Annotated in this window: 12 protein-coding genes, 1 tRNA gene and 2 other RNA genes; 4 read left to right on the plus strand and 11 right to left on the minus strand. The window is 54.0% G+C overall.

The features are described 5' to 3' along the window. Positions 1 to 178 precede the first annotated feature (178 nt). Genes bcsE through bcsG form a run of 3 tightly spaced genes read left to right on the plus strand, consistent with a single transcriptional unit; the run spans position 179 to position 3,602 of the window. Positions 179 to 1,738 carry a cellulose biosynthesis c-di-GMP-binding protein BcsE gene (bcsE, locus tag I6L53_RS21715; RefSeq protein ID WP_042323158.1) on the plus strand — a complete coding sequence of 520 codons (1,560 nt, stop codon included), beginning with the start codon at positions 179 to 181 and terminating at the stop codon, positions 1,736 to 1,738. Next, the gene (bcsF, locus tag I6L53_RS21720) at positions 1,735 to 1,926 is read left to right on the plus strand and encodes a cellulose biosynthesis protein BcsF (protein WP_042323160.1); all 192 of its coding nucleotides are present in this window, start codon (positions 1,735 to 1,737) and stop codon (positions 1,924 to 1,926) included. Before bcsE ends, bcsF begins: the two co-directional genes overlap by 4 nt. Then, complete coding sequence (gene bcsG / locus I6L53_RS21725) at positions 1,923 to 3,602, plus strand: cellulose biosynthesis protein BcsG (RefSeq protein WP_042323162.1); 1,680 nt, start codon at positions 1,923 to 1,925, stop codon at positions 3,600 to 3,602. Before bcsF ends, bcsG begins: the two co-directional genes overlap by 4 nt. Positions 3,603 to 3,683: 81 nt before the next feature. On the opposite strand, the gene I6L53_RS21730 is transcribed toward bcsG, so the two are convergent. Beyond that, positions 3,684 to 3,791 (minus strand): type I toxin-antitoxin system toxin Ldr family protein, encoded by a 108-nt coding sequence (locus I6L53_RS21730; RefSeq protein WP_042323163.1) that lies wholly within the window; start codon positions 3,789 to 3,791, stop codon positions 3,684 to 3,686. Between the two features lie 345 nt (positions 3,792 to 4,136). On the opposite strand from I6L53_RS21730, the gene I6L53_RS21735 reads away from it, so the two are divergent. Beyond that, the gene (locus I6L53_RS21735) at positions 4,137 to 5,435 is read left to right on the plus strand and encodes an SLC5/6 family protein (protein WP_042323165.1); all 1,299 of its coding nucleotides are present in this window, start codon (positions 4,137 to 4,139) and stop codon (positions 5,433 to 5,435) included. A gap of 54 nt (positions 5,436 to 5,489) precedes the next feature. Here I6L53_RS21735 and dppF read toward each other — a convergent pair whose 3' ends face one another. The 10 genes from dppF to I6L53_RS21785 all read right to left on the minus strand — a co-directional run bounded on the left by dppF (position 5,490) and on the right by I6L53_RS21785 (position 15,531). Then, entirely contained in the window at positions 5,490 to 6,503 is a 1,014-nt protein-coding gene (gene dppF, locus I6L53_RS21740) for a dipeptide ABC transporter ATP-binding subunit DppF (RefSeq protein WP_042323167.1), read from the minus strand. Further along, on the minus strand, positions 6,500 to 7,483 hold the full coding sequence (gene dppD, locus I6L53_RS21745; RefSeq protein ID WP_042323169.1) for a dipeptide ABC transporter ATP-binding protein: 984 nt from the start codon (positions 7,481 to 7,483) through the stop codon (positions 6,500 to 6,502). Before dppD ends, dppF begins: the two co-directional genes overlap by 4 nt. 10 nt (positions 7,484 to 7,493) lie before the next feature. Beyond that, positions 7,494 to 8,396, minus strand: a complete 903-nt coding sequence (gene dppC, locus I6L53_RS21750) for a dipeptide ABC transporter permease DppC (RefSeq protein ID WP_042323171.1) — start codon at positions 8,394 to 8,396, stop codon at positions 7,494 to 7,496. 9 nt (positions 8,397 to 8,405) lie between these two features. Next, a complete protein-coding gene (gene dppB / locus I6L53_RS21755; RefSeq protein ID WP_042323173.1) occupies positions 8,406 to 9,425 on the minus strand; it encodes a dipeptide ABC transporter permease DppB in 1,020 nt (339 codons plus the stop codon). Between the two features lie 160 nt (positions 9,426 to 9,585). Further along, positions 9,586 to 11,193 carry a dipeptide ABC transporter periplasmic-binding protein DppA gene (gene dppA, locus I6L53_RS21760; protein WP_042323176.1) on the minus strand — a complete coding sequence of 536 codons (1,608 nt, stop codon included), beginning with the start codon at positions 11,191 to 11,193 and terminating at the stop codon, positions 9,586 to 9,588. A gap of 697 nt (positions 11,194 to 11,890) precedes the next feature. Continuing rightward, positions 11,891 to 12,022: non-coding RNA, RtT sRNA (locus tag I6L53_RS21765), on the minus strand. Between the two features lie 31 nt (positions 12,023 to 12,053). After that, a non-coding RNA gene (locus I6L53_RS21770) (RtT sRNA) lies at positions 12,054 to 12,185 on the minus strand. 31 nt (positions 12,186 to 12,216) lie between these two features. Further along, positions 12,217 to 12,293: transfer RNA gene (locus I6L53_RS21775), tRNA-Pro, on the minus strand. 91 nt (positions 12,294 to 12,384) lie between these two features. Continuing rightward, on the minus strand, positions 12,385 to 14,076 hold the full coding sequence (gene eptB / locus I6L53_RS21780; RefSeq protein ID WP_042323178.1) for a kdo(2)-lipid A phosphoethanolamine 7''-transferase: 1,692 nt from the start codon (positions 14,074 to 14,076) through the stop codon (positions 12,385 to 12,387). A gap of 252 nt (positions 14,077 to 14,328) precedes the next feature. Then, positions 14,329 to 15,531 (minus strand): L-lactate MFS transporter, encoded by a 1,203-nt coding sequence (locus I6L53_RS21785; RefSeq protein ID WP_042323181.1) that lies wholly within the window; start codon positions 15,529 to 15,531, stop codon positions 14,329 to 14,331. Between the last annotated feature and the right edge of the window lie 83 nt (positions 15,532 to 15,614).

Here is a 15,614-nt window from a genome sequence, read left to right on the forward strand (position 1 = left end):
CATTTTCTGAGTTATAAATACGCGTCATGGAATCGGAAAGGCCGAGGTTACAAGGCTTCTTGCTCGTCAAATCGATTCACATGCTAAATCTGATACGTTTTAATTTCAATGTTAGGTTTATTTCTGGGCTTTCGCTAGTAAACTGATAAACAGATAAAATAGCGACCCGAGGAACGCTGTGGACCCTGTATTTTCAATTGGCATCTCATCATTATGGGATGAACTACGCCATATGCCAGCCGGCGGAGTCTGGTGGGTTAACACTGATCGTGTTGAAGATGCTATCAGCCTGGCGAATCAAACGATTGCCTTTCAGACCGGGACTGCAAAAGTCGCGGCCATTTCTATGGGCAGCGATCCTGGGAAAATATTCAAATTAGATGAATCTCACGGCCCGGAAAAAATTCAGTTATTTTCTATGCCAAATTCTGAGAAGGGTCTATACTTTATGACCCGCGATTTGCTCTGCTCTCTTGATCCGACGCATTACTTATTCATTCTTATTTGCGCAAATAATGGCTGGCAAAATATACCGGTTGAACGTTTGCGTCTGTGGCTGGACAAAATGAATAAATGGACGCGTCTCCATCACTGTTCTGTAGTGGTGCTTAACCCCGGTAATAATAACGATAAACAATTCTCTTTATTAATGGGGGAATATCGCTCGCTTCACGGCCTCGCCAGCATGCGTTATCAGGGCGATCAGCATTTGTTTGATATTGCTTTCTGGTGCAACGAAAAAGGAGTCAGCGCTCGTCAGCAACTCACCGTCCGCCATCATGAGGGGCAGTGGGAACTGGCGCAGAAAGAAGAGGCTGAAATCCAACCCCGTAGCGATGAAAAACAGATCCTGAGTAATGTCGCCGTGCTGGAAGGCGCACCGCCGCTCTCCGAACACTGGACCTTATTCGATAACAATGAAGCGTTATTCAATGAGGCGCGCACGGCTCAGGCGGCAACGTTGATCTTCTCGCTTCAGCAAAACAGCCAGATTGAACCGATGGCGCGTAGCATTCATACCCTGCGTCGCCAGCGCGGAAGCGCGCTGAAAATCCTCGTGCGGGAAAACATCGCCAGCCTGCGCGCGACCGACGAACGTCTGCTGTTAGGCTGCGGCGCCAATATGGTGATTCCGTGGAACGCCCCGCTCTCGCGTTGTCTGACGCTGATTGAAAGCGTTCAGGGTCAGCAATTTAGCCGCTACGTGCCGGAAGATATCACAACGCTTCTGTCGATGACCCAGCCGATGAAACTGCGCGGTTTCCAGAAGTGGGACGTGTTCTGTGAAGCGGTAAATAACATGATGAGCAACACCCTGCTGCCTGCCGACGGGAAAGGCGTGATGGTGGCGTTGCGCCCCGTTCCGGGTATCCGCGTTGAGCAAGCCTTAACGATGTGCCGCCCGCACCGTACCGGCGATATCGTGACGATTGGCGGCAACCGCCTGGTCCTGTTTTTGTCGTTTTGCCGCGTGAACGATCTTGATACCGCGCTCAATCACATCTTTCCGCTCCCGACCGGCGATCTCTTTTCTAACCGCATGGTCTGGTTTGAAGATAATCTCATCAGCGCTGAGCTGGTGCAGATGCGCTTACTGGCGCCAGAACAGTGGGGGCAACCGCTGCCGCTGACCCAGAACGTGAAACCTGTCATTAACGCCGAGCATGATGGCAAGACGTGGCGGCGCATTCCGCAGCCGCTACGCTTACTGGACGACGAAGTGGAGCGCTCATCATGATGACTATCAGCGATATCCTGCAAATCATCGTTGTTTGCGCACTGATTTTCTTCCCGCTGGGGTATCTGGCGCGTCATTCACTACGCCGGATCAGTAACACGACCCGGCTGTTATTTGCAAAACCTCGTTATGTTAAACCGGCCGGAACATTGCGCCGCACGGTGATTTCCAGGGCAACGAAAAAATGACTCAACAAACGCAAAACGCATCACTGCCTTCACCACTCTGGCAATACTGGCGCGGCCTTTCTGGCTGGAACTTCTATTTTCTGGTGAAGTTCGGCCTGCTCTGGGCGGGCTATCTTAATTTTCACCCACTGCTGAACCTGGTCTTTATGGCATTCCTGCTGATGCCTATTCCACGTTACAGCCTGCATCGCATTCGTCACTGGATTGCCATTCCGATCGGTTTTGGTCTGTTCTGGCACGACACCTGGCTGCCTGGCCCGGAAAGCATTATGAGCCAGGGCTCACAGGTTGCGGGTTTTAGCACGGACTATTTACTGGATCTTGCCACCCGCTTTATCAACTGGCAGATGATTGGCGCGGTGTTTGTCCTGCTGGTCGCGTGGCTGTTTTTATCGCAATGGATTCGGATTACCGTCTTCGTGGTAGCGATTCTGGTCTGGCTGAACGTCCTGACGCTGGCAGGCCCCAGTTTCTCTCTGTGGCCAGCGGGCCAACCAACGACCACGGTGACCACCACGGGCGGTACGGCGGCACAAACGGTCGCAACCGCCGAAGGAGCGCCGGTCGTCGGTGATATCCCGGCACAGACCGCGCCGCCGACCTCGGCGAATCTCAATGCGTGGTTGAACACGTTCTACAACGCGGAAGCCAAGCGCAAAACACCTTTCCCGTCAGCGCTTCCTGCGGATGCGCAGCCTTTTGAGCTGCTGGTCATCAATATCTGCTCCCTCTCATGGTCCGATATTGAAGCCGCAGGACTGATGTCGCACCCGCTGTGGTCGCATTTTGATATTCAGTTTAAGCACTTCAATTCTGCCACCTCCTATAGCGGCCCGGCGGCGATTCGCCTGTTACGCGCCAGTTGCGGACAGCCCTCGCACACCAACCTGTACCAACCGGCAGGCAACGAATGCTATCTGTTTGATAACCTGTCAAAACTGGGTTTCACGCAGCATCTGATGATGGGGCATAACGGCGAGTTCGGCGGCTTCCTGAAAGAGGTTCGTGAAAACGGCGGAATGCAGGCTGAGCTGATGGATCAGAAAGGCTTACCTGCGCCGCTGTTGGGCTTTGATGGTTCCCCGGTTTATGACGACACCGCGGTGCTGCAACGCTGGATGGAGACCACGGAGAAAGATAAAGATTCCCGTAGCGCCACCTTCTACAACACGCTGCCACTCCACGACGGTAACCACTATCCGGGCGTCAGCAAAACGGCGGATTACAAAGCCCGCGCACAGAAATTCTTTGATGAGCTGGATGCCTTCTTCACCGAACTGGAGAAATCGGGGCGTAAGGTGATGGTTGTCGTGGTGCCTGAACATGGCGGCGCGCTGAAAGGAGACAGAATGCAGGTCTCTGGTCTACGTGATATCCCGAGCCCGTCAATTACGAACGTCCCGGCAGGGGTGAAATTCTTCGGCATGAAAGCGCCGCATCAGGGTGCGCCGATTGTCATTAACCAGCCAAGCAGCTACCTGGCGATTTCTGACCTGGTGGTGCGCGTACTTGACGGTAAGATCTTCACCGAAGACAGCGTGGACTGGGCGAAACTCACCAGCAACCTGCCGCAGACGGCGGCGGTTTCGGAAAACGCCAACGCGGTCGTTATCCAGTATCAGGACAAACCGTACGTCCGTCTGAACGGTGGCGATTGGGTGCCGTATCCGCAGTAACGAAAAAGGCCGCAAGGATCGCCCTTGCGGCCTGGTTCGGGCGCATGTTGCCACTGCGGCAGGCAGACGCCCATCAGCGCATTACTTCCTGCTACGTAGCCAGTTCACAGCCATACCCGCAATGATACCGGCAATGGCTGGAGCTGCTAAATCGTGCCAGAAGGCAATGCCTAACTGAGTCAGCGTCATATCGCCGGCTGTGTTGCAATGGCAACCGTTCGCGGCTATTCTTGATTTGTTGAGGATCAAGTTAGCCCCCGTTTTGTTGCCAGGTTTAGACCAAACAACGTGCGGGGGTTTTCTCTTTCCAGCAACCGATGCCGCCAGGGATCAAGCCCCCGCAACGTTGCGCCTCACCGGGAAAACCCGGCTTGTGGCTGATTCTACGGTAACCCGCCTTGCCCGACATCCAACACGTTTTCGCTTTGCGTGACGCCTCGCAATCAGCCAACTGGCAGAGACCCACACTCTTCTGTAGAATTGCGTCCCCTCGCGGTCATTAAGCCGTGACGGCTCTTTTTGGCAGGGGACTCCATGCAGCACGACACATCACCACTTTCCACTCACCACGCATCCGGCAAACCGGGATCGCAGACTTTACCGTTTACCCGCTACGACTTTGGCTGGGTATTACTGTGCATTGGCATGGCGATTGGCGCAGGAACGGTATTAATGCCGGTACAGATTGGGTTGAAAGGCATCTGGGTTTTTATCACTGCCTCTCTGATTGCCTACCCTGCCACCTGGATCGTGCAGGATATCTACCTGAAAACGCTCTCCGAGAGCGAAACCTGCAACGACTATACCGATGTCATCAGCCATTACCTGGGGAAAAACTGGGGTGTCTTCCTTGGCGTCATCTACTTCCTGATGATTATCCACGGCATATTTATTTACTCGCTTTCCGTGGTGTTCGACAGCGCATCGTATATCCGCACCTTCGGCCTGACTGACGCCGACCTTTCGCAGTCGTTGCTCTATAAAGTGACGATTTTTGCGGCTCTGGTGGCGATCGCCTCCGGCGGCGAGAAGTTGCTTTTTAAAATCTCCGGCCCGATGGTAGTGGTGAAAGTCGGTATCATTGTGGTGTTTGGGCTGGCGATGATCCCCCACTGGAACTTGAGCAATATCACCGCCTTTCCGGAGGCCCCGGTGTTCTTTCGCGACGTGTTGCTCACGATCCCCTTCTGCTTCTTTTCGGCGGTCTTCATTCAGGTTCTCAACCCGATGAATATTGCCTATCGCAAGCGTGAAGCGGACAGAGTGCTGGCCACCCGCATGGCGATTCGCACCCACCGCATCAGCTACATCACGCTCATCGCGGTGATCCTGTTCTTCTCCTTCTCGTTCACCTTCTCTATCACCCACGAGGAAGCGGTCTCCGCCTTTGAACAAAACATTTCCGCACTGGCGTTAGCTGCGCAGGTCATTCCGGGCCCGATTATCCACGTCACCTCGACGGTACTGAATATCTTTGCCGTACTGACCGCGTTCTTTGGGATCTACCTGGGATTTCACGAGGCAATGAAGGGGATTATTTTGAATGTCCTGGGTCGCGTCGTTAACGTCGGGAAAATTCCTTCGCGCGTGATTACGTTAGGGATCTGCGCGTTTATCGTCACCACGCTGGTGATCTGGGTTTCGTTTCGCGTCTCCGTGCTGGTGTTCTTCCAGTTGGGCAGCCCACTGTACGGCATCGTCTCTTGCCTTATCCCATTCTTCCTGATTTATAAAGTCGCTCCACTGGAAAAACTGCGCGGTCTGAAAACCTGGCTGATTTTGCTGTACGGGATCCTGCTGTGCCTGTCGCCGCTGCTGAAACTGATTGAATAGAAAGAAAAAGCCCGAGAGCGTAACCGCATCCTCGGGCCTGGAGAAGTGACGAATTTACGCTACGGGTTTCTGCGTATTTTCATCCTGGTCAACCGCGAAACAGGCGACCAGTTGACCGCTATAGTCTTTCAGCTGCGGCTGCAACTGGGTGCAGGGTCCGAAGCGGCGACGGCAGCGGGCGTTGAAGGCACAGCCTGGCGGTGGATTCAGCGGGCTGGGTAGCTCACCGGTCAGCTTGATGCGCTCGCGACGCTCGTCCGGATTCAGACGCGGCGTGGCGGAGAGCAACGCCTGAGTGTACGGATGGCGCGGGTTGTTGAAGATCTGGTCCTTCGTCCCTTTCTCCACGCAACGGCCTAAGTACATCACCATCACTTCATCAGCAATATGCTCAACCACCGACAGGTCGTGAGAGATGAAGACGTAAGACAGCCCCAGTTCCTGCTGCAAATCCATCATCAGGTTCAGCACCTGCGCACGGACAGAAACATCGAGAGCGGAGACCGGTTCATCAGCAATCACCACATCCGGATCCAACATCAGACCACGGGCGATGGCAATACGCTGGCGCTGCCCGCCGGAGAACATATGGGGATAGCGGTCGTAGTGCTCGGTTTTCAGCCCCACTTTCGCCATCATCGCCAACGCTTTTTCACGGCGCTGCTCTTTGCTGAGCGAAGTGTTGATCAGCAGGGGCTCTTCCAGAATCTGTCCCACTTTCTTACGCGGGTTCAACGAACCATATGGGTTCTGGAACACAATCTGGATTTTCTGCCGACGCAGTTTCTGCGCATGCGGATCGTGCTTAAGCAGATCCTGCCCCTGGTAATACAGCTCACCGCCCGTCGGGGTTTCAATCATCGTCAACAGACGGCCTAGCGTGGATTTCCCGCAGCCGGACTCACCCACCACCGCCAGCGTTTTGCCACGTTCAAGGGTAAAGGATACCCCGTCGAGCGCTTTCACCAGACGTTCCGGGGAGAAAATCCCCTTCTTCACCGGATAGTGTTTTTTCAGGTCGATCGCCTGCAACAACGGTTGTTGCGAGGTGGCCTCATGCGTACTCATAGTGTGGGCCTCCCGGCATCATCGAGTGGGTAATGGCATTTCGACTGGCGACCGCCATCCAGCTGGGCCAGTTCAGGTTCTTCACTGCGGCATTTGTCCGTCGCATAGGGGCAACGCGGGTTCAGCAGACAGCCCATCGGGCGGTCATATTTCCCCGGCACCACACCTGGCAGCGAGGCCAGTCGCGCTTTATCCTGAGCGAACTCCGGCAGCGCACGTAATAACGCCTGGGTATAAGGGTGACGCGGTGCGCGGAAGATATCGCGCGCCGCCCCCGTTTCCACCACCTGACCGGCGTACATCACAATGATTTTGTGCGCCGCTTCCGCCACCAGCGCCAGGTCATGAGTGATGAGCACCAGCGCCATGTTCTCTTTCTGCTGCAGTTCCAACAGCAGTTCGATGATTTGCGCCTGGATGGTCACGTCCAACGCCGTCGTCGGTTCATCGGCAATCAACAGCTTAGGCCGGCAGGCAATCGCCATCGCGATCATCACACGCTGGCTCATCCCACCGGAAAGCTGGTGCGGATACACATCCAGACGCGAGGCCGGATCGGGGATCCCCACCTGGTTCAGCAGGTCAATTGCCCGCTGGCGACGGGTTTTCTTGTTGCCGCCCTGATGTACCTTGATCGCTTCCATAATCTGGAAACCGACGGTATAGCACGGATTCAGGCTGGTCATCGGGTCCTGGAAAATCATCGCCACTTCGGCACCGACCAGGTTGCGTCGCTCTTTCTCAGAGATACGCTTCAGGTCCTGACCGTTAAACAGCAGGTTCTCTGCCATCACGCGACCCGGATAATCGATCAGCCCCATAATCGCCAGCGAACTCACCGATTTTCCTGAGCCTGACTCACCGACAATACCGACCACTTCACCCTGATTCACACTGTAGCTGATGCGGTCTACGGCGCGGAATTCGGAACCCACATCGCCGAAATGCACCGATAATTTATCTACATTTAATAACGCCATCTCGAACCTCTTACTGCTTCAGTTTGGGATCGAGCGCGTCACGCAGACCGTCACCCATCAGGTTAAATGCCAGCACCGTCAGCAGGATCGCCAGACCCGGGAAGGTCACGACCCACCAGGCGCTTTGTGCGAACTGCAACACATCAGCGAGCATGGTGCCCCACTCCGGTGTTGGCGGTTGCGCACCCATGCCCAGGAAGCCAAGCGCGGCCATATCGAGAATGGCGTTAGAGAAACCGAGCGACGCCTGAACGATCAGCGGCGCAAGGCAGTTCGGGAAGATGTTAATAAACATCTGGCGCATTGCGCCGGCACCCGCCACGCGGGAAGCGGTCACGTAATCACGATTGACCTCAACCAGCACGGCGGCCCGCGTCAGTCGCACATAGTGCGGCAGCGCTACGAACGTCAGCGCCAACGCGGCGTTACCAATCGAAGGACCGAATACCGCCACCAGCACCAACGCGAGCAGCAGGCTCGGCAGCGCCAGCATGATATCGACGATACGCATAATGATGTTATCAATGATACCGCCAAAGTACCCGGCAACCAGGCCCAGCACGACCCCCATCACCAGTGACAGCACCACTACCAGGCAGCCCACCAGCAGTGATAACCGTGCGCCGTACATCAGGCGCGACAGAATATCGCGACCCACGTCGTCAGTGCCTAACAGATGCGCTATGCTGCCGCCGTCCTGCCAGGCAGGCGGTGCCAGCAGGGTATCGCGGAACTGGTCAGCCGGGTTATACGGCGCCAGGACATTGGCAAATACCGCAATCAGGATCATGATCGCGACGTACACCAGTCCTACCACTGCGCCCTTGTTGCGTTTAAAATAGTGCCAGAACTCCTGCATCGGCGTCATCGGCACCGGTGCAGCAATAACTTTATTTTCAGTAACCTGTGACATGATGGCCCCTTACTTCTTATGACGAATACGCGGGTTCACCACGCCGTACAGCAGGTCGACCAGCAGGTTGACGAGAATAATCATCGTCGCCACCAGTAACACCCCACCCTGTACAACCGGATAATCGCGACGTTGCAGCGCATCAATCAGCCAGCGCCCAAGGCCAGGCCACGAGAAAATGGTTTCGGTCAGAATAGCGCCCGCCAGCAGCGTACCGACCTGCAGACCAATCACGGTCACCACCGGCAGCATGGCGTTACGCAACGCGTGAATGATGATGACGCGCATACGCGTCAACCCTTTGGCGCGCGCGGTACGGATGTAATCTTCACCCAGTACTTCCAGCATCGACGAACGGGTCATACGCACTATTACCGCCAGAGGGATGGTACCGAGCACCATTGCAGGCAGGATCATATGCGCCACGGCATCAATGAAGTTCCCCTCTTCCCCCCAGATCGCCGTATCTATCAGCATAAAGCCGGTCAGTGGGTTAGAGTCATCAAGGAACACCATATCGCTGACGCGCCCGGAGACAGGGGTCAGGTTGAGCTGTACAGAGACCAACATGATCAACATCATGCCCCACCAGAAGATAGGCATGGAGTAACCGGTCAGCGCCAGGCCAACAGCGGTATGATCGAAAATAGAACCGCGCTTAACAGCAGCGAGAACGCCCACGGGAATGCCCACGGCGGTGGCGAAAATCATGGCGCAGACACCCAGTTCCAGCGTCGCTTTAAAGCGAGGCACGAACTCGTCCCACACCGGTAAACGGCTTTTCAGCGAGATGCCTAAATCACCATGCATAACCCCCCAAATGTAATGGAGGTACTGCTGCCACATCGGCTTATCGAGACCGAGTTCAGCCAACAGTTGAGCATGACGCTCAGGGGAGATACCACGCTCACCCGCCATGATCATCACCGGATCGCCGGGGATCATATGGACAAAGGCAAAGGTGAGAAGGGTGATACCGATAAACGTGGGGATGACGAGTCCCAAACGTCGGAGAATGAACTGCAACATAACCCGGATTCTCTCTCATGACACACGGCCTGGAACCGTGAGTCTGTATTGCTCACAAATCTTATCCCCTCCTCAATGAGAAGGGGATAAAGCATTACTGCCGGGGGCACTACGCGAACCGACTTAACGGTGCGTAGTGCGCGCCTGGCGTTGCTTTTAATTATTCGACTGAGACGTTTTCGAAGTGGTGTTTACCTAATGGATCAACCACATAGCCTTTGACTTCTTTACGCACTGGCTCATACACGGTGGAGTGAGCCACGATCAGCGCCGGAGCCTGGTCATGCATCACAACCTGAGCCTGTTTGTAGAGCTCAATACGCTTGTTGTGGTCGTCGGTCGCACGCGCCGGTTGAATCAGATCTTCAAACGGCTTGTAGCACCAGCGAGAGTAGTTGGAGCCGTCTTTCGCCGCAGCGCAGCTGAACAGGGTCGCGAAGAAGTTATCCGGATCCCCGTTATCGCCGGTCCAGCCCATCATTACTGCCTGATGCTCACCCGCTTTGGCGCGTTTCAGATACTCGCCCCACTCGTAGGTCACGATCTTGGCCTGAACGCCAATCTTCGCCCAGTCGGCCTGAACCATTTCGGCCATACGGCGCGCGTTCGGGTTGTACGGACGCTGTACTGGCATTGCCCACAGTTCAACGGTAAAGCCTTTATCCTGACCCGCTTCTTTCAGCAGGGCTTTCGCTTTCTCAGGATCGTAGGTGTAGTCTTTCACGTCGTCGTTATAGCCCCACATGGTTGGCGGGATCAGATTCTTCGCAGCAACGCCTGCGCCCTGATAAACGGCTTTGATGATCGCGTCTTTGTTCACCGCGTAGGTCAGCGCCTGACGAACTTTTACGTCATCAAACGGTTTCTTTTCGGTATTGAAAGAGAGGTAACCGACGTTCAGACCCGCCTGCTCCATCAGGTTGATGTTTTTGTCCTGCTTCATGCGCGCGATGTCAGCCGGGTTCGGGTACGGCATCACCTGGCACTCGTTCTTCTGCAGTTTAGCGTAACGCACGGAAGCGTCAGGCGTGATGGAGAAGACCAGACGGTCGATCTGCGGCTTGGTGCCCCAGTAGCCTTCGAACGCTTTGTAGAGAATACGGGAGTCTTTCTGGTACTGCTGCAACTGGAACGGACCGGTACCGATTGGGTTCAGATCCACTTTTTCCGGCGAACCGGCTTTCAGCATATTGTCAGCATATTCTTTAGAAAGAATAGAGGCGAAATCCATCGCCAGATCGGCGAGGAACGGCGCTTCCGGACGCGTCAGCACGAACTGAACGGTTTTGTCGTCCACTTTCTTCACTTCACTGATCAGGTCTTGCAGGCCCATGCCTTCAAAGTATTCATAGCTACCGCCGGATACTTTGTGGTACGGGTTTTGTGCGTTTTTCTGACGGTCGAAAGAGAACACCACGTCATCGGCGTTGAAATCACGCGTCGGTTTGAACTCTTTATTGTCCTGCCACTTCACGCCCTGACGCAGGTGGAAGGTGTAGGTTTTACCGTCTTCACTGATTTCCCACTTCTCAGCGAGGCCCGGAACCACTTCAGTCGTGCCGGTTTTGAATTCGACCAGACGGTTATAGATAGGTACTGAGCTGGCGTCATAGGTTGTACCAGAGGTAAACAGCTGCGGGTTAAACCCTTCAGGAGAACCTTCTGAACAATAAACCAGAGTTTTAGCCTGTACACTTGCTGCGACAGTCATAGCCACAAGGCTCAGACCAAGCTTCAGCATCCCTGACTTCTTCAAGGAAATACTCATTCTTCTGCTCCAAATGTGATGTTGTTGTTTTACCCTTTGCAATGGGTTTGCACCGCCTGGCCTTTTTTGTTTTTTAACCGGCTGGGTCGGCGTTAAGAGGTGGGGATTCCTTTCACATAAACGACTGAGTAGCAGTGCGGATTCTCCATGAAATGCCCCTCATGCCCTACAATCTGTCAACAGAATGTGAAAACGTCAATACAGGTAACCATGATTTACAACAACGGTGAGAATTAGCAAACAAAGATTAAAAAAACTTCAGGTGGGTATTTTCAGCAGAGAAATTTATGCTACGCCCTGAATGCCAGAATAAACCCCTTAATATTTAGCAACATTTGGTGATTAACAATTGTGCAGAATAAAAAAAATTTCTGACGAAATGGTGCATATCTGAGCGATAAATCCCACGAACGTTAAAGCGCACAGCGGAAAATGCTAGCGCCAGCCATAAGTAACGCAAAAAAAGATCCAGGCATAGATAAAAAAAGACAATGGAATATGTCACAAAATCGTTAGCAAATAGTGAGAAGTGATGCGCATTTTCTGTAGCAGAAATTAAGGTCGCTCGCAGGCTGGATAAGGTATCTGCATCGCCATCCGGCAATACCAGAAATGATGCAACGAATTGCCTGATGGCGCTTCGCTTATCAGGCCTACAAATGCAAAAAACCCTGCTCATTGAGCAGGGTTTCAAATTTGGTCGGTGATAGAGGATGACTCACCACTTCGTGGCTCGCCCTACGGGCCGTTGCTGCGCAACGTTCTCTCGCTCCGCTCGAGTCGAACCTCTGCCCCCGGAGGTTCTCATCCTCTCGGCTCTGAATGCAAAAAACCCTGCTCACTGAGCAGGGTTTTAAATTTGGTCGGTGATAGAGGATGACTCGCCACTTCGTGGCTCGCCCTACGGGCCGTTGCCGCGCAACGTTCTCTCGCTCCGCTCGAGTCGAACCTCTGCCCCCGGAGGTTCTCATCCTCTCGGCTCTGAATGCAAAAAACCCTGCTCATTGAGCAGGGTTTTAAATTTGGTCGGTGATAGAGGATTCGAACCTCCGACCCCTTCGTCCCGAACGAAGTGCGCTACCAGGCTGCGCCAATCACCGAATGCGGGGCGCATCTTACTGCGCAGGTGCGCGCCCGTCAATCCCTTAGTCGTAAAATGCCATTTGATCGGCGAGAAAGTCGTCAGCCCTTTTATTGAGCAACGCTTTTCTGTCCGTCAGGGATATGACACCAGTTGTTGTTCTCATTAATTCCGCCATCCGGCGAGGTATAACCGAGACAGCCCATGATGGTGTCGTACAGCTCCACATGACGGCGCGGCACCTTCATTTCCGCTTCCTTCTTCAGGTGCGCGAACGCCTGCGCGTTGGCCGGGTTTTCCAGATATTTATCCGACATCCAGACCATCATGGGTACGCGGAACTGCTCCGGTGGCGCCATCATGCGTGGCGTACCGTGCAGGTGCTCCCGCTCATTGATCGACTCACCGTGATCGGCGGCGTAGAACACAATTGCTTTCTTATCGCGTACCCGATCAATCACCGTATCGATAAAATGATCGACGTAGGTAATCGAGTTATCGTATGAATTAATCATCAGGTCTTTCGGGCACTTACGATCGATAGCGTAGCATTCCGGCTTCCACTGGGCGAACTCACGGGGATAACGCTGGGTGTAGTTGTAATGAGAGCCCTTGGTGTGCAGCACAATCAGATGCTTACCCTGCGGGTTTTCCTGCAGCGAACGATCAACTTCATTCACCAGCAGCATATCATCCACGGCTTTACCCCGGTTACGCGGCTCAGCGGCAATCTGTTCGCGATAAGCAATGTTGTCGGCCATCGTGTTGCTGTAGAACCACATTTCACTCTGCATCGCGTAGAGATCGGAGCTAAAGCCTAACTGCTTGAGCACCGCAAAAACGTTCTGTTCTTTCAGCGTACGCTGGGGGTTGTCCTCGGCCCCGCCCTGACGAACGAACATGCAGCGCAGCGACAGTTTCGTCGCAGTATCACAGGAATAGCCACGATACATCACCAGATTCTTCTCTTTGGCGAGCTTCGGCGTGGTGTCGCGGTCATAACCCAACATTCCCATATGATCCCAACGCGTGGTTTCACCAATAATGAAAATCACCCAAGTGTCATCCAGGTTCTGGGTCGGGGTATAGGTGAATTTCTTCGCCGGGTTGATGAGCGATTTGTTATCAGACGATTCATCTACCTGCGCCCAGGCATACAGGCCCAGCGCAGACAGCCAGTTTGACGGCAGATAGGAGTTCGCCAGTACGCCGCCGTAGCTCGGCATATCCACACCCGCAATACGATCGGCACGTTTCTGATGCATCTCCAGAAGACGGATCGGCACCCAGACCAGCAGCCCCGCCATCAGCACGATCAGCGCGCTGCGCCAGCGCACTTTTGGCGTACAGAGTTGGCGCCAGAGGGTATCCGTCGAACGGTTAAACCAGATAAAGATCAGCGGGATAATACTCACCGCCACCAGCCAGAGGACGAACGTCCAGCCGACCACCTCTTTGGAGAGGTCAATATCCGTGGTCATAACTGAGGCCACGATACCGTAACCGATCATCACGTTCATAAAGGTCATGTAATAGCTTGCGCCGGCTGAAATCAGCACCAGCAGCGAAGCCAGAACACGCCATACCGCCCTGCCAGACAGCGACAGGAGTCGTAAAAAGAAAAACGTTGCCAGCACAGTGCCAGCCAGTTCAACAACCGCGGAGATTCCATTCCAGAGGGTAAAGTCTTGCGCGTAACCGTCAAACCGACGGAGGTAAACCGCGCCATTCATAAACAGACCGATATAGATCGCGAGCAAAAAACTCAGCTTTTGCTGCGACATCGACGTAATGTATCTCATGCAAGCAAGCCCTGGAAATCGAGGGGTTAACACCGCCTGCGCAACGGCGACATCCGCCGGGCAGGTGAAATTGCGAAGGTAGTCAAATAGCAAAATCGACACGCGCGGCTAAGTAGACCACAAGCAGCACAGAAAGTGGCAACAGAGAATGTGATTGAAAGAGATATTTACAAAAATCAAGTTTGAAAGCGGACTATTAACAACAAAAAAAGGCCAGCACATCGGCTGGCCTGTAGAAAATTTTACCGGATATCAGGCGTGTGCCATTTCCAGCGCTTCGCGTGTTGGCTGACGAATGGTGGTGGAGAGCGCCAGCGAGAGGATCAGCAGAGCGAAAATAACGCAGAAGGTCACGTAGAACCCACCGAACAGCGACGCGATAATCGAACCACAGATACTGCCAATCCCAAAGCCCAGATAAATCACCCCGTAGTTTTTCGCCAGGTTGTTCAGACCGAAGAACTCGCTGACCAGCGACGGGAAGACGGTGATCGTCCCACCAAAGTTAAAGGCGATACAGGCAATGGCAGCGAAGAAGGTCAGCGCATTCAGCGGCGCAAACAACAGAGCGGCCATCCCTACCAGAGATACCACCTGACCAAGGGTGATCACACGGATACGGGCGATTTTGTCGGACAGGATACCCAGCACCAGACGACCAGACAGGTTAGCAATAGAAATCACCGTCACTGCATTGGCCGCCGAAGCCACGTCCATATGCGCCAGACCTTGAGCGATATCTTTCGCCACGCCAATCACATACAACCCGCTCATACACGCCGTCAGGAACATTACCGCCAGCATCCAGTACTGCGGTTTACGCATGGACTGTGCCAGGGTGTAGTCGTTTTCCACCACGCCGTTTTGGGTTTTGACTTCCTGATTGGGTGCATCTTTCATCAGCGTAGAGCCAAAGACGATCATCACCAGCACAATCGCCCCCCAAATCACAAAGGTATTTTCCAGACCGACGGTCGCCAGAAGTTGGCTGTCGATGAATTTAAAACCCAGGCTTCCCAGGCCATAAGAGCCAATGGCAAAGGCAGAGATCAGCCCTTTACGCTCCGGGAACCACTTCACGCAGTTAGATAGTGTTAACAGGTAGCCCGCGCCATCGGCCAGTCCCACCAGCACGCCTGCGCTCAGCCACAGCATCATCAGGTTGCTGGAGTGCGCGGTCAGGAAGAAGCCCAGCCCGAGCAGTATACCGGACGCCATGGTGACGCGTTTCACGCCAAATCGTTCCTGCAATTTCCCGGCGACAGAAGAGGATATCGCCAGGCCTAAGCTCAACAGGCCGAAAGAAAAGGCCACCTGGCTGACAGGCTCACCCAACTTTTCGGAAAGCACGCCATTAAACAGACTCCAGGTATACACAGAACCTAAGGCAAATTGCGTAATAATAGTACCGATAAGGGTCAACCAACGGGTGCGCTGATACGATGTGGTTTTCATGGCAGTCTTCCTGCATAAGCAAAAGGGGAAATTCTCTGCCGATAACCATAACGAAATGCATTTTATGCGGGGAGAAAACGGCA

Source organism: Citrobacter farmeri (assembly GCF_019048065.1).
Lineage (GTDB): Bacteria > Pseudomonadota > Gammaproteobacteria > Enterobacterales > Enterobacteriaceae > Citrobacter_A > Citrobacter_A farmeri.